Genomic DNA, 24,587 nt, shown 5'->3' on the forward strand with positions numbered 1-24,587 from the left:
AAGATTTCATAACCCTCCCACATAAACCCTTTTCAAAGGCCGTTTTTCACGTTCTAATTCCTTAGCTACATCTCGATCGAAACGACTAATTGTGAAAATTTCTAGTCTGATTTAATTTTACTATATGATATCGAATAAGATGACTGCATGAGAACACTCCCGTTAATTGAGTATGAACATATATTAAAAATGACATTAAATTCAAAGAAATCCAATTTTATTTATATTATCAGATACATATAATTAAATTTTAGATTATTAATAATAAGAAAAACAGAGTAAATTTTCTTATGTTTGAAGAAATAATATAATACTCCTAACTAAATTTATATTTGTAAGATGATTTTGGATCTACTGTTATGGACGGAGCATCCTCACCTCGCGATGAGGATTTCCTGCTTCTCAGAGAAAACCTCGATCCCCTTACCCATAGCGGAGGTTACATCGAACTGAGCTGCAATGCCCCTTATGGAAGAGGGGTTATGGAGGGTTTGCTCTCCACAAGCATTAAGGGCAGTCCCACGACCCAGCTCCTTCAGCCAAGGTCAGATTCGTTATTTATTACTTCTTGGTAATAAACTTTTCTATAAGGGGACTATCCATCCTTACGGAAGGGGACATTCGCCCCCTTAACCTCCATTAAGTTAAAGAGTTTATGGCTATTTTATGGATTGAATTTCTTGATGGATATGGTTTTAAGATAAGGGCTAAGAGACTTATTGAGGCCATATCAATCCATGATGAGTTGTTAGATCAGCTACAAAAATTAATAAGGGTTTACCCGAAGTTAACCTCTTTACCCTTTATCTCATCTTCGCAAATCTCTTCTGCCATCCTTTCCACGTTATCAAAGTACTTTACCTTTACAATCTTCCTATCATCAATGTAGTCTGGGAACGATTTAGCGAAATAGTCGGTACTAAGACCAGTATTAGTCAACGCGTATATTGGTTTCCCCATTGCATAAGCCATCATTATCTCTATTTCAGTCCCCACACCACCTCCCAAGGATACTAATAAATCACCGGATCTAACTAGGATTACGGATCTGCACCTAAATTCACAACCGGACTTAATGCAAATTACTTCCCTAGGAATTTCTATGTTTTCTTTCTCTATTGGCAATATTAAAACTGTTTTTATATTCTCTCTTAAGGCCTCATCAACTACAACTCTCATTAGTCCCCAATATCCACCCAGTAAAAGTATTGGATTGCATGGTTTAATCGACCTTACGAATTTCCTTGCCTTTTCAGCTAACTCATGGTTAGATTCTTCGCTATGGGCAGCTATGGAAATAATCATGAGTATAATGAATCCTTTCTCCATTTTTATTAGTATCTCTTAAACCTAATAACTATCAGAGTGATAATATCAATAACTATTAAGATTACACCTAGAACTTCCGCTATTTCCTTATACTGAAGTATATCAACCTTATGGATTGTTATTTCGAGGTCAATAGGGTAAGTAGTGTTTTTTGTCGTTACTATCTCTTGATATTTCTCTATTTTTTGATATTCGTAAACGTATACTATATCGTTTGATTTATTAACAACAGTAGCGTTTACCACTTTTGTTAAAGTTATGGGAAACGTTTCGTTATATATTGAAAACTCCCATTTACCAGGGGTTAATTTAAAATATGAAGGTAATTTCACAATTTTCGTATACCCGTTATGAATAATCTGAACGTAGATCGTAACGTTACTATCATTCTCAAAAAGTCTAGCCGTAACATAAGCGATCTTAGGAACTGCAATGGAATAGGGGTTTGAAATACTTATTAATGATTGAATTGGCGAATTAATAGATAACACAGATAAAACTAACAAGGAGAAACCTATAGTGGTGAGTAAACCAAATCTCATTTCATCACACCTCTATCCTCTTGAACTTTAGTGCTGATATGGCGAATAATATCAATGATATCACAGCCTCAGTATAAATTCCTACATTCAAATAAGGTACTCGTTTTTCGCTTACTGCTTCATAAATTAAAAACACATACGGGTTCGAAATAGTCGCTATGGGTGTTAATGATGAGTTCATTATTATTCCATAGTATCCTGCAATACCTCCAAAGATGAATAGAATTCCTATTATTGTTCCTGAAAGAAGAGTAACTATTCCTCCACTTCTAAATGAGAGGGCTATTAATAATACAATGTTTTCAGTGAAGAAATATCCAACAGTGTAGATTAGGACTAGATATTGGGGAACTGGAATATTTGAGAGAAATATGTAAAGTTCAGTTGTAAATAGCCAAAATAAATAAGGCAATATCACATCGCAAAAGTAAGTGAAGAAGAATAGGCTTATTCTCTTTATAGCCATCATCATAAAGGATATTATGGAACCCCTATAGATGTGATCACCAGTAACGAAAATGATGTTCCTCAAGGCTAAGGCAAAGGTCAAGGTTTCCGAAACGCTTATTAAAGGCACGAAGGCTAAGACTAAACCATAATAATTGAACACTCCCCTAGCGTAAAACGCACTAATGAAAACGTTTGAAACTAACATTGTTGGGATTACTAACTCAAGCGTAGGTTGCCTATATCTCTCCTTAAATATGAGTCTAAATATTTGAAAACTTCTTGAAGGCATCATCTAGTGAGAACCTCCTAATACTTATTATCTCGATTCCATTATCATCTAACTTATCTACTATCTCCCTTAACTTACCTTTAACCTTTATATAAGGTCCTTCAAGTATTCCTCCCAATAATTTCAAAGCTCTATCAGTATCGTCTACCATTACGTAAATTTCTTCCTCTTCGGTATCGCTTAAAGCCTTGTTCATCCTGCCTGAGTATGTAATTCTTCCGTCATTAATAAATATTACATCAGTTATAACTTTTTCGAGCTCTGAGAGTATATGAGATGAAATGAAAAACGTTACACCATTTTTCCTATTCAACTCCTTCACTACCTCATAAAACTCTATTCTAAAGGAGGGATCTAGATTGGCAGTGGGTTCGTCTGCTATTATCAACTCAACATCCTTTATTAATGCAGCTACTAATTGAACTCTTTGGGCTAAACCAGAGGATAGTTGATAAAGCCTCTTATTAAGGTGAGGAGTTAACTTAAATTCCTCAATTAGATAGTTAATTATCTCCCTCTTTTTCCCATAAACATTTCCCAGATCCATCAAATATTCCCCTACTGTGTTCTCTTGAGGATGAATTAAGTTAGTGAAAATAACTGAAATTCTCTCCATGACCTTTGGGTTATCCCAAGGATCTTCACCAAATACTTTAACAAACCCTCCGTCCTTTCTTAACAACCCAGAAAGTATTTTTATTGTAGTCGTTTTTCCAGCACCATTTGGTCCAATAAAACCAGTTATTGATCCACTTCTGAGTTTAAAACTAACGCCCTTAAGTACTTCTTTACCAGCAAACTTTTTCCTTAAATCCTCAACTTCAATAGTCATGTAATATAAATAGAAGAAAAAGGATAATTTATTATTTATTTTAAACTATCACAGCTTTCACTAACCCTGGAGGAGTATCTATCGGCAACCCTTTCCTAACTCCCAGTTTATAGGCCAATAAGTGTAACGGTATTACATTGCTTATGGGAGTTAAATCCCTAGTAGCCTTTATACTTTTCATATCACCATCTTCAGCAACGGTCACAATTACATCTCCTCTTTCCTTTATAGATCTAATAACCTTGTTATATAAATCCTCAGCCTCCACAGGTTTTATTAAAATTACGGGGTAACCTTTATTTGTTAGAACAATGGGACCGTGGAGGAGTTCTCCCAGCTGAATCCCCTCTGCGTGAGTCATCGAAGCTTCCTTAAACTTCAAAGCTCCTTCTAAGGCTATGGGGTAATTTATACCACTACTCGAAATGTATAAGCTTTCCTTGTCTAATTTAGGAGCCAATTTCTCTGCCTCTTTCTCCATCTCCGGTAACCTTACCATTAACTGTTTAGCCAATTCTTCAATCTCACTTTTTAACGAACTGATCTCACTCCTATCGTTTTTACCAGAGTGAAGTCCAGTGTATAGCGAAAGCACTTTTAATACTACAATAGTTGAAGTGAAAGTTTTTGTCGCTGGTACAGCCATCTCTGGCCCAGCAGTTATTGGTAAGTACACGTTAGATTCTAAGGCTAATCTTGAACCTACAGAGTTGGTTATACCTAATATTACAGCCCCTCTTTGCTTAGCCATTTTAATACTCCTTATAACATCACTTGTCTCCCCACTTTGACTTATAGCAATAATTACCGAACCAGTAGTCACGTTTTTCAAGGCGTAATAGGGAAACTCCGCTGCACTTACAACATTAACATTTAGGCTAATTTCAGAAAAGTAATATGATGAGATAAATCCAGCGTGAAGACTAGTCCCATTACCTATTATATAGACGTTCTTGGCACCATATACTATCATTGAGGCTAAGGAAAGGTACTTTTCCATTAGAGAGTTAAATGAGTTTATTAACGCTTGGGGAATGTCATATATTTCCTTTAACATAAAATGTGGAAATCCACCCTTTTCAGCGATCTCCTCCTTATATTTAACTCTCTTAATTTCCGGTTTCACCTCATTACCTTCAATATTATACACCTTAACCTCATTCCAAGAGATCACTGCAATAGTATTTTCTGGTACTATTATTGCATTCTCCGCAATACCACTTAAAGAGGGCAAATCGCTAGAAACGTATTTACACTCTGGTGTGATGCCTATCATAAGGGGCTGACCGGAGTTTATTGCAAATATTTTATCAGCACCTATAGTTATGAAGGCAAGGGAGTAGATTCCCCTTACCCTTTTCAGAACGATTAATGAAGAGTTTAGGTAGTCTTCTGAATTCTCAAGTAGGTGTGGTATTATCTCAGTGTCCGTAGTGGAGACGAATTTATGCCCCTTGGTTATCAGATCATCCCTTATTTTCTCGTAATCATCCAATATACCATCCATTACTACTGCTATTTTTCCATTACAATCAGTTAGCGGATGAGCGTTTTCTAAAGTTGGCCAACCCCTACTTGCATATCTAGTGTGACCTATTGCAACTCTTGCCTTATCACTAACGTTTATCTCATTTTTTGAGATATTCCCTACAATTTTCTTTATCACCAAATCCCCGTCCTTAAGATAAGCAATACCAGCACTATCATAGCCCCTATAAATAAGCTTCCTTAAACTCTTATTTATGATTGAAAGATCCATAGGATCCTTGCATACAAAGGCGAAAATTCCTCCCATACTTAAAATCTTAACGGAGCCATAAAAAAGGACTTCTATTTCCCAATTAATGTGAATATAGCTAGAACAAGGCTATATACCTCTGGGTAAACTAAAGACAAACTACTAAACAGTTTTCTAATTTGAATTGGTTCAACATTACCGTTTAGTATTTTCATAACAGCTTCCCTTGGAATGCTAGTTTCCCTTAATTCATTTTCAATCCTTCTTTTCAAATCCTCTTTAACCTCAAATGTCTTTAACGTACTGTACGTTGTAGCACTCTTAAGATCTCTAGCCTTCCATACGTCTTTATGATTGACAATTGCGAAGACGATTGGAATTCCCAGATCAATATCCCCCAATTCCTTGTATATATGATAAAGGTAATACGCAGTATACACTTCATTTCCTATCGCATTCTGTAAGATTATGGCTAGCTCAATGAACCCCTTAACTTTCTCCTCATCCCTCATAACCCTATTAGCTATTATTGGAACAACGTAATGATACTCCTTCCTAAACTTCTCTAAATCCATTCTTCCACATCTCTGGCCTTTAACCCTAAAAACACCTTCTTTTCTCCATTTTCCTCTACGTAATTCTTATAAGCCCTAGCCAAATTTCTCTTGAACCATAAAACACCTCCACCTTCTAACCAATTGTAGGCTGTCTTAGAGCATTTTTCACCATCAAGGAAGTAAGTATAAACACACTCATCCCCATAGTATAATATCTTCTTTTTGTTTTCATATACAAACTCGGGGGATACTTCAGATATTTTTCCTGAGTCAGTAAATAAATCAACAGTTATGAAATCACTAAAGAGTTCCGTTATCTTTTCGAACTCCCTCTTATCCATTAGGTGACTTATTTCACTCAACCTCTTGATCAACCTCTCATCAATATTGGGCTTCAAGATTATCTTATTAGCATAACCCTCCTTTCCACTACAGCCAAAGGGATGTTTCAAGCATACCTTTATATTTGAAAGTAAATTAAAAGTGCTTTGAGTCATTGCATCGTAATTATCCTTATCAATCCATATGTAAATTTTATCACTATCGTTAATCATTCCACTTCTAGCTATAATTCTAGGCAATGGCGAAATTTCACTCACTACGTTAGACCTAGTAGGCATAATCTTTGGTGTAATAATTACGTTACATTCACCATCATCATAAAGTAAACAAACCTCCACATTTCTTTTCTCCCTCAATTTCTTGTATAATTTCAACGCCTTCTCCCATGAATTTACGAAAAGCGTAAATGCCTCCTTTAGCTTAAATACGTCTTCACCTTTAACGATCTCATAATCTAAATCCCTAATCCTAAAATCCTCAATCAACTCAATCACTTCATAATTACCCCTACACTGATAATATCCCTCACCTTTCTTTACGCAATTTCTACCCTCTATTGCTTGTCCGTATTCATTAACTATCGAAATAGATACCACTCTTCTATTCCTAAATCTACGTCTTATTTCCTCCTCAAAGAATACTGAAGGTGTTGAAGTAGAGAATATGGCGTTAGTACCACTCCTTGCCAATTCGTCAGTAGTTGCAATCAACGCGTTATCTGACATCAACTGATATTCATCAAATACAAGGAGTGAGGTGAGAATTTCAAATCTAGGAATTTTGGAAATCGGATCACTGTAAAGGTTTAAAAGGAATTTACTGAAAGGTATTTGCGATACTTCATAGTCATTAGGAACTACTCGGGTTAATCTTGAAAAGTTATTAGTTGTATGTGTAGACAAGTAGTCTTCTAGTGGTAAAATTGCGTCCTTTAGATGACCAATAGGTAAATTTAAGATGAAGTTAGTATCTTCACACACTGAAAATTTTTTCCCATCAATTTCCCTTTCAGTTTCCTTACAGTTCAAAAGCTCAAAAACTTCTTCTATCATTCTTAACACTTTACGTTAAATGATATCTCAAGTAATTGTTTGTTATTTCTATACCTCCAGTAGTCCTTTATGATCTCCCCAACCTCAGAGGTACTCTTAGTGTGTTGTTTATTACAAGCGTTTATATTCCAATCTAGTATTATTACGATACTCAGCTCTTTAACCTCAGCTGGAACGGGAAAGAGATCGTAGATCTCATCTCCATATTTCTTTTCAGCCTCTTCCCTAGGTAAAACCTCAACTAGTATTGGAAGGCTTTCCCTAACCTTCTCATTGGCCAATTCAAAGACCTTATCCATTTCCTCATCGCTAGGTTTCCTCTCGAACTTTACTGTCAATCTGCCGTGATTACTATTAACATAAGTGCTTGTAGTCCACTTAGTATTTAATACCTTCCTTACAGCTCCTTTAACCACATGTAAAGCGGTGTGAGTGCGAACCTCAATCTGCTCCATGCTAAATATATTATCTACAAAGCCTTTTATATAGTGTGACTAAGAGGAGTATAGGTTTCTCAATCTTCCCAGGTTGGAAAGAAATAAGAGAGGAGCAGATTAATTTATTAAAAAAGGCTAGAGATTTGGGATTTTCCGAAATATTCATGGGTATTGGTCCCGGGACACATTGGAGGACTCCGGTAAGTGAGGCGTTTAGTATTGCTAAAGAAATCCTAGAAGAGGCTAATAAATTGGACTATTATACCTTTGTGGATATAAACCCTCAAATTCTTAAAGAGTTGAACGCGTCTCCAAGGGATCTATCGAAATTTAAGAATATTGGCTTTAAGGGGGTTAGGGCTGATTATGGATTTAGTAAAGAGGAAATTGTTGAAATGAGTAAGCAAATGACTGTTGAGTTAAACCCATTTGAGATAAGTGAAGAGGAAGTTGATTTCATTGTCAGAAATGCAAATCTTGAAAGGATTAGAGCTTGTCATAACTATTACCCAGTCTTATATAGTGGAATATCTAAAGAGGTCTTTCTGGAGAAGAATAGAATATTTAAGGAAAGAGGTATGGAGGTTGGTGCATTTATTGGTAATCCGAAATTCAATCTTCGAACCACACTAGAGGTTTTAAGATATGTCGAACCGTTCGATTCTGCCAACTACTTGTTCAAATTCGTTGACAGAGTTTTGATAGGAGACCCCATTCCAGATTATGAAAGTTTAAGACAAGTATCAGAAGTTTTCAAATCTGACATTACGAAGATAAGGATTAAGGTATATGATGAAGGTGTGGGCAAAAAATTAGATAGAAAGTTTGTAGTAGATAAGGATAGGGAGTTCGCCATAGTATGTTATACTAGGGATAATATATATGAAGGTGAAACGTGTTATACTAAATTATTTAAAAATGCGGTGGCAGTGAGGGGCAGAGAAGTATGGATATTCACTAGGGATTTGGGAATTGGTCCCTACAGGTTAGTAGGGGAAATAGATGATATTAATATGGAAATTGTCAAAATGTCGAGTGAGATAATGTTAATTAGTAAATAATCAAGATTGAATCATTGTATGCAAAAGATTTTTTATATTACTCCTTCCTAAATATATCCGGTGTATAGTGTGTTAAGTATAAAAGACAAAAAAATAATTTCGCTCTTAATACTAGTTGCAACTGCTATCAGTCCCATTTTTGCCATAGCACAATCTGCCAGTTCCTCGCCTGCTTCTACAGCAATAACAATAATTTCATATAACGGTAATGACGCCAACGGTATATTGGCTTTTGAGCATGGGCAAATAGCTTTTTACGCTTATGCCGTACCTCCATCAGAATATACCAGTTTACCTCCCGGAGCCAAACCTTACTTGTTACCGAGCACTTATTACGACATTCTAGTAAATCCATTAAATACTACTTTTGGTTTTAACCCATTCCAATTCCAAGAAGTTAGATTCGCACTGAACTATATAGTAAATAGAACCTATTTTGTAGATAGTATATTACACGGTTATGGTATACCAGCAATATCCCTATATGCTGGAGAACCTGACGTAATTCATTTACAGCCAACATTATCTAAGTACGCTAATGTCCATTACAATTTCACTTACGCAAATGAAACTGTTTATAAAGTTCTAACTACTCATGGTGCTCAATATATTAACGGTAAGTGGTATTATAATGGAAAACCCATAACAGTTTACGTGTTTGTCAGAACTGATGCCACAGTAAGGAGAGAATATGCTGAATACTTTATAACTCAGTTACAGAAGTTAGGTTTTACTGTCCAGCAAATTCAAGGCAATTTACAAAAGGAAATTTCTGTAGTATATGGTAGTGATCCCGCAAATACTACATGGGATATACTAATTGAAGCTTGGGGTGGGACTTATGGGTATTATGATTCATCATTAGCAATAAGTCTTTACAGTACTTTAGGAGCTTCAGCTCCATTTTCTTCATACTATGGCTTAAGTATGGGAACATATAATGATACCAAGTATGAATCTCCACTATTACTTAAAGAGGCGAACGAGCTTGACAACATGTCATTAATAATAGCTCAAAGTCAGTTCACCAGTGCCCAAGAATATTATCAGTTATATAATGAAATTGTAAACTTAGGTATTAATATGTCAGTAAGAATAGGACTAGGGATGAGTCTGACTCCAATATACGCGCTATCTAACATTAACGGAATTTATCCGAGTTTCGCCCAGAGTACACTATTAAGCTTCCAGACGTATTATTCTATAACCAATGGAAGTTTTCCCAATGTTACAATAGGTGTTAGATATTTAAGCCAAGGTTCAGCTAACCCTGGTGCTGGTTTTACTGATGCCTATACTGATGAAATAGGAAATGCTCTATTCACCCCATCCTCTTTAACAGTGCCAGGTTCTGGATATCCTGTACCTTTCATCTACACCTACAAGATAGTGAATATTACTCCCCATGCCGTAGTATCAGTACCTTCAAATGCGTTGTGGTGGAATCCAACAACACAACAAGTGACTAAGGTACCTCCTAATACTACTGCACAAATGGCAGTAATATACAATTTAGCCCCAGTATTTAATAATGATAAATGGGCTGATGGTCAAAATATAACTCTCGCTGATATAATATATGAGTATATTGTTGCATCAGAGATGTCCTTAAACTCTAGTAATCCAATTTATGACTCTACTGCATCGTCAGTTTATGCTCCAGCGCTACAGACCATTAAAGGATTTAAGATAATTAACTCCACTGCTATAGAAATATGGGGCAATGATTGGTTCTTCGATCCTACTGAGGCTGTAGTGTCCTTATTTGGGGCTTTCAATCCATTAGGTTATGCTCTAGCTGGAGGAGGTTACTTCCCATGGCAAATGTATGTTGGTATGAAAGATGTTGTTGCACAAGGTAAAGCAGCGTGGTCTGAGGGAACAGCTCAGTCAAAAGGAATTGATTGGCTAAATCTGGTTAGTCCAACTGATGTTGGGTATATAACTTCAGCGTTACAGAATGCCTCAGCTACCGGATATATACCTAAGAGCTTACAGATAGTGGAGAACTTAAGCGGTATAACTCTAGTAACTCCACAACAAGCAATAGCTGGTTATCAGGCTGCAATCAACTTCATGAAGACCTATGGAAATGGATTAATAGGAGATGGTCCATATATCTTGGCAGCGTGGAATCCAAGTGCTTCTCCGCCTTATGCAAAACTGGTTAGGAATCCCTACTTCCATTTGGTTCCTCCATCTAATGCATTAGCCTTGCCAACAATGTATTCAATTTCACTAAGTGTCCCATCAACAGTTTTACCTGGTCAAACCTTAACTGGTACAGTAATGGGAACTCCTTCGGGAAGTACTACTGCAATACCCAGTCCTAATGCCTTGGTTAATATAGAGATATTATATCCAAATGGTTCTATAATATCAAGTTATCAATTAATGACCAATGCAAATGGACAATTTACCTTTACCGTTCCATCTTCATTATCCCCAGGGTCTTATCTAGTAACAGTATCAGCGTACAGTAATACTTCGATACTAATAAATCCAGTGACATATACTCTTGTAGTGTTGCCATCAATAACAACTACTACGAGTACAACAACTACGACAACTACTATTACTACTACCACAACTACATCAATCAGTACGTCTGTATCTACAACTACAATTACTTCTGTTAGCACTGTAGTTAGCACCTTATTAAGTACTGTGGTAAGTACTGTAGTATCTAGCGCTTCCAATGTTGGTTACATAGCTGTAATAGTAGTCCTAATAATTATAATAATAGCTTTAGCAGTATTATTGTTCAGAAGAAGATAATGAAGAGTGGGTAATAATGGGTTTTACAACATATATTGTAAAAAAGGTACTTATTTATTTTTCAGTTCTTCTCGCAACTTTAACAATTCTTTATATTTTCACTTTTCCCATATTACAAGAGATTATAGCTAAGAGTATTAATTTTCAAGTCGCTCAATTTTCTCAAACCTTGTTCAAAAATGCTCATAATCTAAACTCTACCCAAATTCAGATTGCGGTAGAGAAGTATAAGGAATCTTTAATTGCGGCTTATGGACTTAATCAACCCATTATAGACAAATATTTTATTCAGATGTATAATTTGTTACGTTTTAATTTCGGTACTGCCTACTTTTTACAAGCTCCATCTGGTTCTAGGGACGTTAGTGCAATTATTGCTTATTACTTACCCAATACAATCCTCTTGTTCACTACTGCTACGATAATATTCATAGTCGTAGGAACGATAATAGGTTTACTCTCTGCAAAATCTAAATTCTGGGAGAAGGTAATTGCAATAATAGCTGTAATACACTCTAGTATTCCTACTTGGTGGTTAGGTTTTGTCCTAATTGCAGCTTTAGCGTATGCAGTTAAGGTTTTCCCACCTGGTGGAATGACCTCAGTACCACCTCCAAAGAATCCGTTTGATTATGGAATGAGTGTTTTATATCACATGGCGTTACCACTGATTACTATCTTTATTGTAAACGTTGGAGGATTTGCGTATATTGTTAGAAGTTTAGTTACCTCAATTATGAAAGAAGATTTTGTAATTACAGCGAAAGCTAGAGGATTACCAGCCTCTAGAATACTATATAGACATGTCTTACGCTCAGCCTCACCATCAATTGCCACACAAGCTATTTTAGCATTAGCTGGATCATTAGGAGGTAGTTTAACCACAGAAGTTGTTTTCGAGTGGCCTGGGGTGGGTTTATTAACTTATGTAGCCATAACCTTAAATGATTTACCAGTGATATTAGGGATAACCTACGTTTTAACAATTGTGTTATTGGTTGGATTATTTTTAGGAGAGTTAGTTTACGGGTTATTAGATCCTAGGATAAAAGTTGGTGAGTAGGATTGAGTAAAAGAAATGTAGGCTTTTCCTCTTATATTAGAGATTTTTTGTCGAGTAAAATTGGATTAGTAGGCCTTATAATTCTAATTATTTTACTTATATTTACTGGAATAGCCTTATCTATCCCTGCAAAAGTTTACGTTTCGTGGAATAATCCAGCAGCCTGGAATCAATATCCGGAACACGTACCTCCAGCTTGGTTATCCATCTTTTACCCGGGAAAGTATTTCACAACAGAAGAGCTATCACCAATAAATATGTCTTTGTATTCTCCTGCTAAAAATATATTCGTAGCGATAATCACATATCAATTTAATTGGTCTAAGGTCTTACCGGCATACAACGTATATTTCATAACTTCGAGTAATGTTACCCCTATAGAAGAAGTAATATATTGGAGTAAACCGGATGGTTATACCTTACAGGTAAATGTTCCAGCTGGTGTATTTAATGTGCCATTTGATCTTACAAGTATTAGAGGTGATATTTTAAGTTATATATCTTCAATTACGGGAAAAACACCAAATATAGTTAACAGCACCGTATTGTCATCAGCTTTATTTAACTCTCCAAAATCTAATTTTACGGTAATTGAGCAGGGGAAGTATGTAGTTAAGATAGAAATAGTATCCTCATTACCCATGAATATTACAAAGTCAAGGTTAATTCTATTAGGGAATTCCTATGGCTTGATGGGAACTGACTATTTCGGGAGGCCATTGGATTTAGGAATTCTTTTAGGATTACCGAATGCGCTAGAAATAGGTGTATTAACTTCATTAGTAGCTGTACTTGTGGGAGTTTTTGTTGGAGGCATCTCTGGTTATCTAGGTGGAAATAAGGATTCTATAATACAATGGGTTACCTTAGTATTCCTTGCATTACCAGCTCTCCCCTTTTTAGTTGCAGTATCGTTTGTTGCAGAACCTAACATAGTTATAGAGGCTCTATTAATAGCTTTCTTATCCTGGCCATTTTATGCCATAATAGCTAGATCAATGGCCTTATCAATAAAGTCAAATAGTTATGTTGAAGCTGATAAACTACTTGGAATACCATCATATAGAGTATTCTTTACACACTTCATGCCTAGGTTAATACCAATAACAGTTGCTTACATGGTATTAGGTGTTCCTGCAGGGATTCTTTTAGCCCAAACGTTAGCCTTTTTAGGAATAGCTCCAGCCAATATAGTAACTTGGGGAGGGATTTTAGATGCTGCAGAAACTTATCAAGCTCAAGTTAATGGATGGTGGTGGTGGGTTGTGTTCCCTGGAGCAATGGTCGTTATTGTAGCAATACCTTTCGTGCTAATAGGTTTCGCAATAGAAAGAGTTACATTAGGTGAGAGATAGGATGTTATTAGAGGTAAGAAACTTAAAGGTTTACTTCTACACAAAGAGAGGTATTGTTAAGGCTGTTGACGGAGTTAACTTATATTTAGATAAGGGAGAAATAGTTGGGCTCGCTGGTGAGAGTGGATCTGGAAAGAGTACGATAGGTTATGCCATAATGAGGCTTGTACCTTTTCCTGGAAAGATTGAAAGTGGGGAAATATTATTTAAAGGTGAGAATATACTAAAACTAGATGAAGAAGCATTTAGGAAAAATTATAGATGGAAGAAGATAGCAATGGTTTTCCAAGGCTCAATGTCTGGATTCACTCCAGTGTTTAAAATAAAGGATCAGATAATCGAGGTTTTACGTATTCATGGTTGGAACGGAGATTATGAGGAGAGAATAAAGGAGTTGTTCAAAATGGTTAACATGGATCCACAATTAGCTGAAAAGTATCCTCATGAGCTTTCTGGAGGTCAAAAGCAAAGGGCTTTTATTGCAATGGCCCTAGCCTTAAATCCTGAGGTTCTGATAGCAGATGAACCCACAACAGCCCTAGATGTGATGGTCCAAGAACATATTCTTAACCTATTGAAGAAGTTAAGGAAAGAGTTAAACTTGTCTATAATTTTCATAACACATGATTTGGCCTTACTTTCCGAGATTTCAGATAGGGATTATACGCTATATGCAGGTAAAGTTATGGAAAGTGGGCCATCAGAAGTTATATTCAAAAAACCTAGACATCCCTATACTTCACTACTTATCGAATCCATTGCCACATTGGACAAAGATATAATAAAGGGAATACCGGGAGCTATGCCAGACCTCTCAAGTCCACCGTTAGGTTGTAGATTTAATACTCGATGTCCCTTTGCTAGAGACATTTGTTTTAAGGAAGAACCTAAAATGAAAACGTTCTCAGATGGTGATGAGGTTGCCTGTTGGCTCTACTAGTAATTATGTAGTTAAAGTAGAAAACTTAAAAGTATATTTCACTAAGGGTGGAATGTTTACTAAGAAGTATGTAGTTAAAGCGCTAGATGGTGTGACGTTAAGTATAAAAGAAAGGGAAATTATGGGAGTCGTAGGTGAAAGCGGATCTGGTAAAACCACATTAGGTAGAGTAACAATAGGTCTCCAAAAACCAACTTCTGGTAATGTTTATATTAAAGCTGATAATAAGGAGATTAATGTAAATAAGGCAAAATTAAAAGATATTAGCAACTACGTTCAGATGATATATCAAGATCCATATTCCTCCATAGATCCCATAATGAGAGTATATGACGTTTTAGCAACTCCATTGAAATACAAAAAGATGAGTGATATAGATAAGAAGATTGAGGAGGCAATGAGGTTAGTTGATCTTCCACTGGAACTGTTGGAAAATAGGGTATATCAATTATCTGGTGGGCAGAGACAGAGATTAAGTATAGCTAGGGCAATAGTTGTCAACCCAAAATATATTGTAGCAGATGAACCTACTACAATGTTAGACGCTTCATTAAAAGGAGAGATCTTGAAGATAATAAAAGACGCTAGAGAAAGTAAAGGTTTTTCCTTTATGTATATAACGCATGAGCTACCAATAGCAAAAATAATATCCGATAGGATTATAGTATTATATTTAGGAAAGATAGTAGAATTAGGGAACTCAAATGAGATTATTAAAAACCCATTACATCCATATACTCAGGGACTAATTGAGGTTTATCCTAGAATAGATCCCTCACTTAGAGATAAGATCAAGGAGATAAAGATCAAGGTTGATATAGTGAGACCAGATAAGGGGTGTGTGTTTTATCCCAGATGTCCATTTGCAATGCCTAAGTGTAAGGAACAAGAACCAGAGCTGAAGGAAGTTTCTCAAAATCACTACGTAGCGTGCTGGCTTTATTGATAGAGGCTTGGTTACATGAGATCACTCTTCAAAGTAATAGTTGGTCTTGCAATGTTAGGTGGGGCGATTGGATTAGATTATGTTGGAGCCTCGTTTCAAAGCTTATCTATCTTAATAATCTCCATGATTCTTGCCATTGCTGGGGCAATGGTGGGTATAAGAGGACTAATGGAGTTTTTAGGAGAGAGATTTTAGGTGCTTATTTGATTCCTTAAATTTTTTCCCACTAAACTACTATTAACTTGCTTTCAAGCAATAATTAGCTCCACAATTTCTGTCCTCACAACTCTTAACTCTTTATGAAAATTCAGCAAGTTCACAAAGTAGATTTTAGATAAAAACTACATATAGATCTTCTTTCACCACTTTAATTTTCATTATTTTGATGATTTCCTAAATCTGTACACTGCAATACTACTTGCTACTATTATAATAATAGCAATTACTACACTTGGTATAATTACGCCAGAATAATCGGTCCCACCTTCCATTCGAGATATGTTAGTATATAGGTAAATTTGTCCCGAATTGGTGTAATTACTCTGCATTTGACTAATTAAACCATTAACGTAAATTATTCTTTGGCTTACGTAATAAGTAGGTATCGTTGTAATATTTAAGTCTGAGAAGTTAACAACCAATTTTCCGCTATTCTGCTTAATGATACTAATGTTCGTTATTATTTGACTTTCAATTTTATTATTACTCATATTTACAATTTTTTCATTAAATGAGTAAGTTCCATTAGTTGAATAAGGCATATAAAATGGAGCTAATAATCCTATGTTGCTAGACGCGTTAGATATGTAGTACGTAATCCATATTTCCTTCCCACTCATGTTTATAATGTAATAATATTCTCCATTATAACTGAGCTGGATTCCTAAAGTCTTGTTGTAAGAATTACCGATCTCCCTAATAGTAACGTTATAACCACCGTCAGGCAAATGATTAACTGATACTCCTACGTTCATATTTATTGCAAGAGAGCTTAATACTCCATGATATCCTATTAATTGTGTGCCATAAAAAGTCAGAGATAGAAATAAAGGAAAAAAGAAAAATAATGATAAAAACAAGTTAATATAGGTGGCATGCAACATAATGATCTCCTTTAATCCTCTTTATCTCTGGGGGTTTTTCCTTACAAATATCTTTTGCAAATGGACATCTACTATAGAATACACATCCCTTTGGTAACTCTAGTGGGCTTTGAATCTCACCTTTGATATTGGGTTCCTTTATACCAATATCTGGATCTGGAACAGGCACTGCTTGCAGTAGTGCTTGAGTGTAAGGATGTAAAGGCTCGCTTATTACTTCTTCCGGAGTTCCGATTTCCACTACCTTACCTAAATACATTACTCCTATTCTATCTGAAACGTAACTAGCTATTGAGATATCATGTGTTATAAACAAATACGCCGTTCCCCTTTGATCCCTATCGTTTAATATAAATTCCAAAATCTGACCCCTGGTTGATGCATCTAACATTGAAATTGGTTCATCAGCAACAATAAACTTGGGCCTTAATAATAAAGCCCTAGCTACTACAACTCTTTGTCTCTGTCCTCCAGATAACTCCATTGGCTTCTTATTTGCAAAATTCTCAGGGGGGGTTAACTTCACTATTGATAGTATTTTATATATTTGCTCAACTTCCTCACTTTTATTCGATATGAGTTTGTGTAATCTTAGCCCCTCAGCCAAAATTTCATATACGCTCATTCTAGGATCTAAAGCACCATACGGATCTTGTTGAATTATCTGAAAATCTTTTCTTAGCCTCCTTAAAGTGTTATCATTTAATTTTGTTATATCCACTAACTTACCACCATCAACTTTCCAGTATATACTTCCAGAGTAAGTCTCGATAAGTCTCAAAATTCCCTTTCCTAACGTGGTCTTCCCAGAGCCTGATTCGCCTATTAAACCAAATATTTCTCCTTTCTTAATCTCGAGAGAAACGTCGTTAACTGCATGTACGTAAAGTTTCCTAAATAATCCAACTCTACCCATGGGATACTTTATCCAAACATTTTGAACTTTTACGATAATCTCATTATTGTCCATTTTCTTCCCCTCCTACAAGATGACAAGCCACGTACCTTCCATCCACATATCTTAATTTTGGTTTTTCAACCTTACATATATCTTTAGCTATCGAACATCTTGGTGCAAATGGACACCCTTTAATCTCCTTTGACAGATCTGGTGGATCACCTGGAATATAATGCACTTTCTTTACCTTACCAAATCTAATATCCGGTACTGAGGACAGTAAGCCCTTAGAGTAGGGATGTAGTGGTTCCTTGAAGATTTTACGAGAATCTCCGAACTCCATTATCTCTCCGGCATAAAGTGTTAGTACCTTCTTAGCAACTCCAGCAACAACTGCTATATCATGAGTAATGTAGATTAAAGTCTTTTGCTTATCCACAATTTCCCTCTTAATTAAAGATATGACCCTTGCTTGGTTTATAACATCTAATGCAGTAGTCGGTTCGTCTGCAATTACTAATTCTGGGTCTAATAATAGGGCTGAGGCAATTACAACTCTTTGTCTCTGTCCTCCAGATAGTTCGTCTGGAAGCTTCTTATAGATCTCTGGTGGCAAACTAAGTTGATTAAATAGGTAAAATATCCTTTCACTAGCTTTACTAGTATCAATATTACTATCATTTTCCATCATTATCTTTACTAATTGTTCACCAACCCTCTTTATGGGATTAAACGCATTCATAGAGTATTGGGGTATTATCGATATTTTCTTCCATCTTATCTCCTTTCTGTAGGTTTCTTGATCCATTTTCAAAATATCCTTATTATTAAAAAAAATGCTACCAGAATATTCTGCATTTTCGGGCAATGCCCTCATAATAGCATTAGCAATTGTGGTTTTTCCGGAACCTGTCTCACCAATCACTCCTAAAGAATCACCCTTCTCCAATTGAAAATACACTCTATTAATAGCCCTAATTGACCCTTTGCCAATCTTGTAGGATATGTTAAGGTCCCTAACTTGTAAACTCAATGGGTCTCACCAACTAAACTTCCATAATACCTAGTTATCGCCTCACCTATATAAAATAGACTAACGCCCAAGAGAAATAACGCTATACCTGGTGTCAGAATCCACCACCATGCAAATCCAGGAGCGTCTAGTGAGGCATTAATTGAGAACCCTAACATATTACCCCATGTTGGGAATTTAAGTATTCCAATACCTAGAAAGTCTAGGGCTGACTCTATACCTATCACAGCTGGAATATCGAAGATTAGCTGTGCTATAATTATTGGGAAAACGTGCCTTAACACGTGCTTTCTTATGATTTCCATATTGGACATTCCTAAAGCCTTAGCGGCTTCAACGAATGCCATATTTCTAACTTGGAGAACTTGTCCTCTTATTGTTCTAGACGTAGGAGGCCAGCTTAGAATTACTAAAACTATTATGATTAAAATATCCTTAGGGAAAACTGTAAAGATTTGTTGGAATATGGTTATTAAGACTATTAGTATTGCTAACCCAGGGAGTAGTAGTATGAAATCAGTAAATGAGGTTAATATTTGATCCAACTTCCCACCATAATAACCAGCAAATAAGCCAAATACCGCACCTATGAATACTATTGCCAACCCAGCAAGTATTGCGAGTTCAAGGTCGAATATTCCACCTTGTGAATACTCTGCAAACACACTAGCCCCATTATTATCAGTACCCAATACTCCATATCTACTACCAAGAAATTCGAAATAAAGGTCAGATAAGTAAACTACTAATTTGGAGTTAGGTCCGTTTGGGATATAATTTATGGTGAATTCCACCTTGTAATTTCCGGTACTATTAAACATGCTTTGAAGCATTATAACAGAAGCTACTGCGCTTTCATTAGGAGGTATATTTGAGGTATAGAACCATGGAGTTTCTCCAGCTGATGCCGAAGATGCTAATATGTAATTCCATCCTCCATTCCCTAAGTACTTAAATACAGTTGAGAGCGTAACCAAATTTGTTGGCAAGTAGTTCCCAGCTAAGAACAACCAAAATGTGGCATTTGACGGATTTATCACATATCCATTAAAAGTATAGTAAGCGTTTGTAGCATAAGCGGAAATACTGGCTTGGATGATATAGAATTCATAGTCTCCAAATTTTGTCTCTCTAGGCAATAAATAGTTATAAAGAAAGTCATGATACAGAGTTAAATTTAATGGATTAGTTCCTTCTATTATTATCTCTACACTCCCGTTTCCAGTGTTTCCATAAGAATAAAGTGTCTTTTGGAAGTTAGTTTCTCCCTTGGGTCCATAGCTACTATTATAAATTATTATAACAGCATCTCCGTTAAAAGTAAAGTTAGACAAATGCCAATAATTTATAACAGATGCTGTCTTCGCAGCAATCAGATCATAATCATTAGGTACTTTTATGTCAGGTGGAAGATTACCGTAGAAGATTGAAGCCCACGAAGGCACTGCATATGGTGAAGCTGCATACTGACCAGCTGGTGTATAAGGGTTTGCCTTAGGCGCTGTAAAGAAACCATATGCAATACTCCCTAAAAGAAAAATGAATATAATTAGCGCAACCCAAAGTAGCTTCAGTCTTAATATTGGGGGAATTCTCATTAAATTCACCTTAGTTTTATTCTAGGATCAACTAATGGATATATTAGATCCATCGCGTAAAGTACGACTAGGGCGTAGAGTGTTAGGAAAAAGAACGATCCAGTTAATAAGGGTATATTTAGTTCAGTGGCAGCAATAATTCCTAAGTAACCCATCCCTGGAATTCCAAAAATATACTCGATAAAATATATACCACCGAGTATAAAAGCTAAGTCAATTCCAGTTCTCGTTATGACTGGTATAATTGAATTTCTCCTAGCTATTGCCCTTACTGTACTCTCCTTCAATCCCGAGAGCCTTGCGTATTTAACGAAGTCAGAATCTAATACATCAACCATCGTATTTCTCATTAGTATTCCCCTAACCGGGAACCCGAAAATAAAGACTTGGATTATCCAAGGAAGCCAATATACCTTTAATATGGATACTATATCATTCAAATGAAGAACTTGGATGCCAGAAATTGGTATCGCCTTAATATAAACTGCAAATACAACCCATAGTACTGCTAATATGAAGAACCCGGGAATATTATACTGAAGAATCATGTAATTGGATATTATATGATCTACAGCCTTATTCCTTTTTAATGCTGCATACGCACCAACAACTATAGCTAGTAATGTCTGAAATATAAATGGAGGTAGGGTAAGTATTATAGTATATGGAAGATATTGAAGAACCTCATTTATTACGTATTCATGATGCTGGAAATCATACCCTAGATTGAAAGAAAATAAAGCATAAAGATATCTTATAAACTGCACGTATAACGGCTGATTAAAGCCGTAAAGTGTAGTGATATCGTTAATTATATTCTGAAAATAAGACGCGCTTTTGCCCAATTGACCTACGGGCGCGTACCAAATTGCTGGATTTACTCCAAATAGTTCAGGCAAAGCTTCCACAACAAACCAGAGGAGTATTACCAACCCTAATAGTAAAATTATCCTGTCTACAGCCCTTTTTATAGCGTAATTAAGGAACCCCATATAAGACTTTATCACTGGAGACGTTTTTAAAGCTTTTTATCTTGCAAATTTAAGGACATCAACTAATTATAAAATATTTATTTAAGGACTCTTGACTCTAAATATTTTAAATATTGGATAATGCTTTATAGAAACTTTTTAAAGGATGAGTTATTGTAAAACGAGTCATTTATATAACATTTTAAAAATTCTCAAACATATTGATTTACATTCTTACAGAAACAATGAGATGTGGCATAGTACTTACTGTTTTTCTATAACTCATTTTAAGCAAATTTTAGTTTAGATAATTTTATATCTAGGGTTAACATAGTATGCTACCCATTTCGGGAGCTTCCGGTATAAAAACCTTTCCGTGAAAATCGAGCATAGTATATACTACTTATTCAAGTGATGTCACCTGCTTTACTCGTGACGTTATCCACGTTGATTAAAATGGCAATTCATGAGTAATATTAATAAGAAATTAGGATGAGATAATATTATGGTAAAGGCAATTTCAACTGAAAAGGACCTCTTGCTCAAGATAGATAAATCCTTCCCTTGGGAAACGTTTAGGAGTAAGCTTAAGTCCCTTTACTCCAAGAAGCCCAAGTGGGACGTCATCTCACTCCTCAAAGTCCTCCTAATCAAGTTCGTTTTCGACATCTCTTGGAATAACTTGGAGGGAGAAATTAGGGACAGTAAGAGTTTTATGGACTTCTTGGACGGGAAAGTTCCACCAAAGAGCACAGTATTCTCCTTCTACAAGAAACTTCAACAAACAGTTGTTCAAGAGGGCGAGACGATGAGAACAACACTAATGGATGAGTTAAACAAGGCTTTGAACAAGGTGATCAGCGAGTATAGGGAAAAGGGCTTTGAACTTGAAGTTGGGAGAGAAAAAACGATAGGTTCGAGGACTACCACATAATTGATACATTCTTCCGTGAGGCCTACCCCGGAAAGAGGAGTCTTCAAAACGGTCTTGAGAAGATCTCACTTGACCTTAAGGAGATGAGATTCAATGACGTTTTTCTCCTCATGGGTTATACTACTTCCAAGCTCAAGAACTTCACGGCCTTTAGGAAGTATAAGGGTAGTTGGGGTGGGAAGCACGGTAAGTCCTACTTCGGGTTTAAGGTCTGTAACCTTGTGGAAAGGAGGACTAATTTCGTTAGGGACTTCAAGGTTGGATTGTTGAGTGATCTAGCCTTTTCATTTGATAACGTTAAGTTAATGGCTGATAGGGCTTGGATTTCCAAGAAGGACGTCTTAGTTAAGGGTGTTGGTAGTGCTAGGCTTCCGGTTGAGGGTAGTGGTGTTAAGATTAGGGAAGGTAAGGCTTCGTCTACAACTTTAAGGGGAGTGGTTATGGAGGTATTCTTCCTTAACTTCTATCGTGATCTCGAAATTCTTTCGACGAGGATTAGGACGAAGGTATTCGTTAATTAACGAGGTTCGTTTACGTGTTTACTTGTTGTTATGGCAAATTTTATTGCAAAATCGTACAATTATCTGTATTTTCCCTTATTAATACATATTATATTATTCTTTATACTTGAATATAATGAAGAATAGTATAATCTGAAATGCTGTAATTATAATGATTTTTAATTTTGCTCAAATCGGACAACGTCACGTGATCATCTCGTCGGCCGAGCTCGGAGGGATCAAGTCCGAGGCCAACCCAACCCTTCTAAGCTACCTCGTTGCGAGCAAGGAGCTCTGGAAGTTCAAGACCAACAACTTGGTCGAGTCCTTCAACTCCCTCTTGGAAAGGAGGTTTAGTAAGTTTCACTCCCCTTGGAGGATACTCCAGATCGCGCGGGCCATAGCCCTCTACTACAACCTATTGACCTATTTTCTCACTATTATAATAATATTACAATTACCTTCATTTCTCTCAATTTCACAGAAATATATCCAATAATTTATACATTGAATAAATGAAATTCAGAGTCAGAAGATACAATTCGCAATGGACTCCTGAATCGCTCGCTAAGCAGAAGTTAAGATAAAATTTATTTATAAGTAAATGAAAACATATTTATGTGATACTATGGATGTGAAATATATTCTTGTAGTGATAATAATAATAACGTTTATAGTAAATATTGTATCTCTATTTTACTTAAACTCTCAAATAGCAAGTCTGTCATCAAGCTATAATACATTAGTCAATAACTATAATACTTTAAGGACCTACTACCAAAACCTCAATTCCAATTATACTACACTTTACTCATCATATTCTAATCTAGTTAACTCTTATAATTCGTTATCATCTCAATATGCAAAGCTATCTTCAGAATACAATACGCTTATGGCAAAGTACGATAACTTAACCGCAAAGTATAACACTCTATCTCAAAATTACACCATATTGTCAGGTCAGTTAGCCCTAACAATGGGCACAATGACTGTTCAGTCATTCTATATTTATTTAGCACAAGTAAACACTCAAGGCATGGAAAGTTTATTAGTAGGACCTCTAGCATCTTACTTCGAAATAACGTCACCACCTGGTAATGGTACTATAATAGCTTCCCCAGCGAATTCTTCAGATGCACTTCCTCTTATTGGATCTAAGTTATCCCAATTCTTCAACTATTTAAGTGTAAAAACTGAGGTTAAAGAACTTGTAATTACTCCCTTGGAAAACTACGTATTGGGAGAGGGTTTGGTTTCATTTAATGACCAATATGCTAATGGAACAATTGTTACAAATTACGCACTAATCACAGTAGTTGCGCAAGAGATTAACTTATCCACTTGGCAAGTTGTATATGTAAAGATTAACAACGCGCTCACACAAAGTCAATATAACACGTTAGTAACGCTTTTCAACTTAATCCAAGCGTTAGAATCTAAGAATATAGGTCAATTACAATCCATATTAGTTGGTCCTTATCAAAGTTATGTGTATATAGCCCGAGGACCTTACGCTGGTAATTATTCTGGATTAGATGTACCTAATGTTTTCATAGACACTATAATATCTAAGGATGTAAGTTCACTACAATTTGAATTATATTACTTTAACATAACTCCATTAAACCCCACTACTAGCTTAGTTGATATGTATGGCGTACTTAAGATTACCCTCTCAAACGGTTCTACTTACACTTCCTATACAGATCTCCGCACAACAGTGGAACTAGAACCTAACGGGGTACCTCAAGTAGTTGCATTAAATATAATTAATGATCTAACTCAACAACAAGTAGTTTCTGCATTGCCAAAATGAGTTATTTAACGGTATTCTGTTTT

23 protein-coding genes and 1 pseudogene are annotated in these 24,587 nt (G+C 35.9%); 11 read left to right on the forward strand and 13 right to left on the reverse strand.

Annotated features, from left to right (window positions below; translation table 11 throughout):
• Positions 1 to 777: 777 nt before the first annotated feature.
• From SSOP1_RS06645 to SSOP1_RS06680, 8 genes are read right to left on the reverse strand one after another with little or no spacing between them, the layout of a single operon-like run.
• The gene (locus SSOP1_RS06645) at positions 778 to 1,305 is read right to left on the reverse strand and encodes an LOG family protein (protein WP_009990017.1); all 528 of its coding nucleotides are present in this window, start codon (positions 1,303 to 1,305) and stop codon (positions 778 to 780) included.
• 29 nt (positions 1,306 to 1,334) lie between these two features.
• On the reverse strand, positions 1,335 to 1,871 hold the full coding sequence (locus SSOP1_RS06650) for a hypothetical protein (RefSeq protein WP_009990018.1): 537 nt from the start codon (positions 1,869 to 1,871) through the stop codon (positions 1,335 to 1,337).
• Between the two features lie 4 nt (positions 1,872 to 1,875).
• Complete coding sequence (locus tag SSOP1_RS06655; RefSeq protein ID WP_009990020.1) at positions 1,876 to 2,613, reverse strand: hypothetical protein; 738 nt, start codon at positions 2,611 to 2,613, stop codon at positions 1,876 to 1,878.
• The gene (locus tag SSOP1_RS06660) at positions 2,582 to 3,442 is read right to left on the reverse strand and encodes an ABC transporter ATP-binding protein (protein WP_009990022.1); all 861 of its coding nucleotides are present in this window, start codon (positions 3,440 to 3,442) and stop codon (positions 2,582 to 2,584) included. The genes SSOP1_RS06655 and SSOP1_RS06660 overlap by 32 nt, the downstream gene beginning before the upstream one ends.
• 40 nt (positions 3,443 to 3,482) lie before the next feature.
• Positions 3,483 to 5,237 carry a glutamine--fructose-6-phosphate transaminase (isomerizing) gene (glmS, locus tag SSOP1_RS06665; RefSeq protein ID WP_063492774.1) on the reverse strand — a complete coding sequence of 585 codons (1,755 nt, stop codon included), beginning with the start codon at positions 5,235 to 5,237 and terminating at the stop codon, positions 3,483 to 3,485.
• Positions 5,238 to 5,272: 35 nt separating this feature from the next.
• Positions 5,273 to 5,755 carry an HD domain-containing protein gene (locus tag SSOP1_RS06670; protein WP_063492775.1) on the reverse strand — a complete coding sequence of 161 codons (483 nt, stop codon included), beginning with the start codon at positions 5,753 to 5,755 and terminating at the stop codon, positions 5,273 to 5,275.
• The gene (locus SSOP1_RS06675; protein WP_063492776.1) at positions 5,746 to 7,131 is read right to left on the reverse strand and encodes a hypothetical protein; all 1,386 of its coding nucleotides are present in this window, start codon (positions 7,129 to 7,131) and stop codon (positions 5,746 to 5,748) included. Before SSOP1_RS06675 ends, SSOP1_RS06670 begins: the two co-directional genes overlap by 10 nt.
• A 2-nt stretch (positions 7,132 to 7,133) precedes the next feature.
• On the reverse strand, positions 7,134 to 7,586 hold the full coding sequence (locus SSOP1_RS06680; protein ID WP_063492777.1) for an alanyl-tRNA editing protein: 453 nt from the start codon (positions 7,584 to 7,586) through the stop codon (positions 7,134 to 7,136).
• Positions 7,587 to 7,621: 35 nt separating this feature from the next.
• On the opposite strand from SSOP1_RS06680, the gene SSOP1_RS06685 reads away from it, so the two are divergent.
• The 7 genes from SSOP1_RS06685 to SSOP1_RS06715 are packed head-to-tail and all read left to right on the forward strand — an operon-like array spanning position 7,622 to position 15,906.
• The gene (locus SSOP1_RS06685; RefSeq protein ID WP_063492778.1) at positions 7,622 to 8,629 is read left to right on the forward strand and encodes a MupG family TIM beta-alpha barrel fold protein; all 1,008 of its coding nucleotides are present in this window, start codon (positions 7,622 to 7,624) and stop codon (positions 8,627 to 8,629) included.
• A 60-nt stretch (positions 8,630 to 8,689) separates the two neighbouring features.
• Positions 8,690 to 11,407, forward strand: coding sequence for an ABC transporter substrate-binding protein (locus SSOP1_RS06690; RefSeq protein WP_063492779.1), 2,718 nt, complete (start codon positions 8,690 to 8,692; stop codon positions 11,405 to 11,407).
• A 16-nt stretch (positions 11,408 to 11,423) separates the two neighbouring features.
• Positions 11,424 to 12,470 (forward strand): ABC transporter permease, encoded by a 1,047-nt coding sequence (locus SSOP1_RS06695; RefSeq protein WP_063492780.1) that lies wholly within the window; start codon positions 11,424 to 11,426, stop codon positions 12,468 to 12,470.
• A gap of 2 nt (positions 12,471 to 12,472) precedes the next feature.
• Positions 12,473 to 13,825 carry an ABC transporter permease gene (locus tag SSOP1_RS06700; protein ID WP_009990034.1) on the forward strand — a complete coding sequence of 451 codons (1,353 nt, stop codon included), beginning with the start codon at positions 12,473 to 12,475 and terminating at the stop codon, positions 13,823 to 13,825.
• A 1-nt stretch (position 13,826) separates the two neighbouring features.
• Complete coding sequence (locus tag SSOP1_RS06705; protein ID WP_009990035.1) at positions 13,827 to 14,765, forward strand: ABC transporter ATP-binding protein; 939 nt, start codon at positions 13,827 to 13,829, stop codon at positions 14,763 to 14,765.
• Positions 14,734 to 15,711 carry an ABC transporter ATP-binding protein gene (locus SSOP1_RS06710; RefSeq protein WP_009990037.1) on the forward strand — a complete coding sequence of 326 codons (978 nt, stop codon included), beginning with the start codon at positions 14,734 to 14,736 and terminating at the stop codon, positions 15,709 to 15,711. The genes SSOP1_RS06705 and SSOP1_RS06710 overlap by 32 nt, the downstream gene beginning before the upstream one ends.
• A 15-nt stretch (positions 15,712 to 15,726) precedes the next feature.
• A complete protein-coding gene (locus SSOP1_RS06715; protein WP_009990041.1) occupies positions 15,727 to 15,906 on the forward strand; it encodes a hypothetical protein in 180 nt (59 codons plus the stop codon).
• 182 nt (positions 15,907 to 16,088) lie between these two features.
• Here SSOP1_RS06715 and SSOP1_RS06720 read toward each other — a convergent pair whose 3' ends face one another.
• Genes SSOP1_RS06720 through SSOP1_RS06740 form a run of 5 tightly spaced genes read right to left on the reverse strand, consistent with a single transcriptional unit; the run spans position 16,089 to position 21,335 of the window.
• On the reverse strand, positions 16,089 to 16,814 hold the full coding sequence (locus tag SSOP1_RS06720; protein ID WP_009990042.1) for a hypothetical protein: 726 nt from the start codon (positions 16,812 to 16,814) through the stop codon (positions 16,089 to 16,091).
• Positions 16,792 to 17,784 carry an ABC transporter ATP-binding protein gene (locus tag SSOP1_RS06725; protein ID WP_009990044.1) on the reverse strand — a complete coding sequence of 331 codons (993 nt, stop codon included), beginning with the start codon at positions 17,782 to 17,784 and terminating at the stop codon, positions 16,792 to 16,794. Before SSOP1_RS06725 ends, SSOP1_RS06720 begins: the two co-directional genes overlap by 23 nt.
• The gene (locus SSOP1_RS06730; RefSeq protein WP_009990045.1) at positions 17,774 to 18,745 is read right to left on the reverse strand and encodes an ABC transporter ATP-binding protein; all 972 of its coding nucleotides are present in this window, start codon (positions 18,743 to 18,745) and stop codon (positions 17,774 to 17,776) included. Before SSOP1_RS06730 ends, SSOP1_RS06725 begins: the two co-directional genes overlap by 11 nt.
• Positions 18,742 to 20,343, reverse strand: coding sequence for an ABC transporter permease (locus tag SSOP1_RS06735; RefSeq protein ID WP_009990046.1), 1,602 nt, complete (start codon positions 20,341 to 20,343; stop codon positions 18,742 to 18,744). Before SSOP1_RS06735 ends, SSOP1_RS06730 begins: the two co-directional genes overlap by 4 nt.
• Positions 20,344 to 20,348: 5 nt before the next feature.
• Entirely contained in the window at positions 20,349 to 21,335 is a 987-nt protein-coding gene (locus SSOP1_RS06740; protein ID WP_009990047.1) for an ABC transporter permease, read from the reverse strand.
• Between the two features lie 484 nt (positions 21,336 to 21,819).
• Between SSOP1_RS06740 and SSOP1_RS06745 the strand changes: the two genes are divergently transcribed.
• The 4 genes and pseudogenes from SSOP1_RS06745 (at position 21,820) to SSOP1_RS06755 (ending at position 24,564) form a co-directional block, all read left to right on the forward strand.
• Positions 21,820 to 22,248, forward strand: coding sequence for a transposase (locus SSOP1_RS06745; RefSeq protein WP_063492781.1), 429 nt, complete (start codon positions 21,820 to 21,822; stop codon positions 22,246 to 22,248).
• An 83-nt stretch (positions 22,249 to 22,331) separates the two neighbouring features.
• Positions 22,332 to 22,769: a hypothetical protein gene (locus tag SSOP1_RS06750; RefSeq protein ID WP_010923288.1), complete on the forward strand. Its 438-nt coding sequence runs from the start codon at positions 22,332 to 22,334 to the stop codon at positions 22,767 to 22,769.
• 190 nt (positions 22,770 to 22,959) lie between these two features.
• Positions 22,960 to 23,247, forward strand: a pseudogene (locus tag SSOP1_RS16925) (IS256 family transposase); the annotation flags it as partial.
• A 105-nt stretch (positions 23,248 to 23,352) separates the two neighbouring features.
• Positions 23,353 to 24,564: a hypothetical protein gene (locus SSOP1_RS06755; RefSeq protein WP_010923290.1), complete on the forward strand. Its 1,212-nt coding sequence runs from the start codon at positions 23,353 to 23,355 to the stop codon at positions 24,562 to 24,564.
• Positions 24,565 to 24,587: the final 23 nt, after the last annotated feature.

Source organism: Saccharolobus solfataricus, assembly GCF_900079115.1.
Taxonomy (GTDB): domain Archaea; phylum Thermoproteota; class Thermoprotei_A; order Sulfolobales; family Sulfolobaceae; genus Saccharolobus; species Saccharolobus solfataricus.

What these genes read in the sequence shown, in the direction of transcription:
- SSOP1_RS06645 (WP_009990017.1), bottom strand. Translation starts at nt 1,305, where the DNA reads ATGATTATTTCCATAGCTGCCCATAGCGAAGAATCTAACCATGAGTTA.
- SSOP1_RS06650 (WP_009990018.1), bottom strand. Translation starts at nt 1,871, where the DNA reads ATGAGATTTGGTTTACTCACCACTATAGGTTTCTCCTTGTTAGTTTTA.
- SSOP1_RS06655 (WP_009990020.1), bottom strand. Translation starts at nt 2,613, where the DNA reads ATGATGCCTTCAAGAAGTTTTCAAATATTTAGACTCATATTTAAGGAG.
- SSOP1_RS06660 (WP_009990022.1), bottom strand. Translation starts at nt 3,442, where the DNA reads ATGACTATTGAAGTTGAGGATTTAAGGAAAAAGTTTGCTGGTAAAGAA.
- glmS (WP_063492774.1), bottom strand. Translation starts at nt 5,237, where the DNA reads ATGGGAGGAATTTTCGCCTTTGTATGCAAGGATCCTATGGATCTTTCA.
- SSOP1_RS06670 (WP_063492775.1), bottom strand. Translation starts at nt 5,755, where the DNA reads ATGGATTTAGAGAAGTTTAGGAAGGAGTATCATTACGTTGTTCCAATA.
- SSOP1_RS06675 (WP_063492776.1), bottom strand. Translation starts at nt 7,131, where the DNA reads ATGATAGAAGAAGTTTTTGAGCTTTTGAACTGTAAGGAAACTGAAAGG.
- SSOP1_RS06680 (WP_063492777.1), bottom strand. Translation starts at nt 7,586, where the DNA reads ATGGAGCAGATTGAGGTTCGCACTCACACCGCTTTACATGTGGTTAAA.
- SSOP1_RS06695 (WP_063492780.1), top strand. Translation starts at nt 11,424, where the DNA reads ATGGGTTTTACAACATATATTGTAAAAAAGGTACTTATTTATTTTTCA.
- SSOP1_RS06705 (WP_009990035.1), top strand. Translation starts at nt 13,827, where the DNA reads ATGTTATTAGAGGTAAGAAACTTAAAGGTTTACTTCTACACAAAGAGA.
- SSOP1_RS06710 (WP_009990037.1), top strand. Translation starts at nt 14,734, where the DNA reads ATGGTGATGAGGTTGCCTGTTGGCTCTACTAGTAATTATGTAGTTAAA.
- SSOP1_RS06715 (WP_009990041.1), top strand. Translation starts at nt 15,727, where the DNA reads ATGAGATCACTCTTCAAAGTAATAGTTGGTCTTGCAATGTTAGGTGGG.
- SSOP1_RS06720 (WP_009990042.1), bottom strand. Translation starts at nt 16,814, where the DNA reads ATGTTGCATGCCACCTATATTAACTTGTTTTTATCATTATTTTTCTTT.
- SSOP1_RS06725 (WP_009990044.1), bottom strand. Translation starts at nt 17,784, where the DNA reads ATGGACAATAATGAGATTATCGTAAAAGTTCAAAATGTTTGGATAAAG.
- SSOP1_RS06735 (WP_009990046.1), bottom strand. Translation starts at nt 20,343, where the DNA reads ATGAGAATTCCCCCAATATTAAGACTGAAGCTACTTTGGGTTGCGCTA.
- SSOP1_RS06740 (WP_009990047.1), bottom strand. Translation starts at nt 21,335, where the DNA reads ATGGGGTTCCTTAATTACGCTATAAAAAGGGCTGTAGACAGGATAATT.
- SSOP1_RS06745 (WP_063492781.1), top strand. Translation starts at nt 21,820, where the DNA reads ATGGTAAAGGCAATTTCAACTGAAAAGGACCTCTTGCTCAAGATAGAT.
- SSOP1_RS06750 (WP_010923288.1), top strand. Translation starts at nt 22,332, where the DNA reads ATGAGATTCAATGACGTTTTTCTCCTCATGGGTTATACTACTTCCAAG.
- SSOP1_RS06755 (WP_010923290.1), top strand. Translation starts at nt 23,353, where the DNA reads ATGAAAACATATTTATGTGATACTATGGATGTGAAATATATTCTTGTA.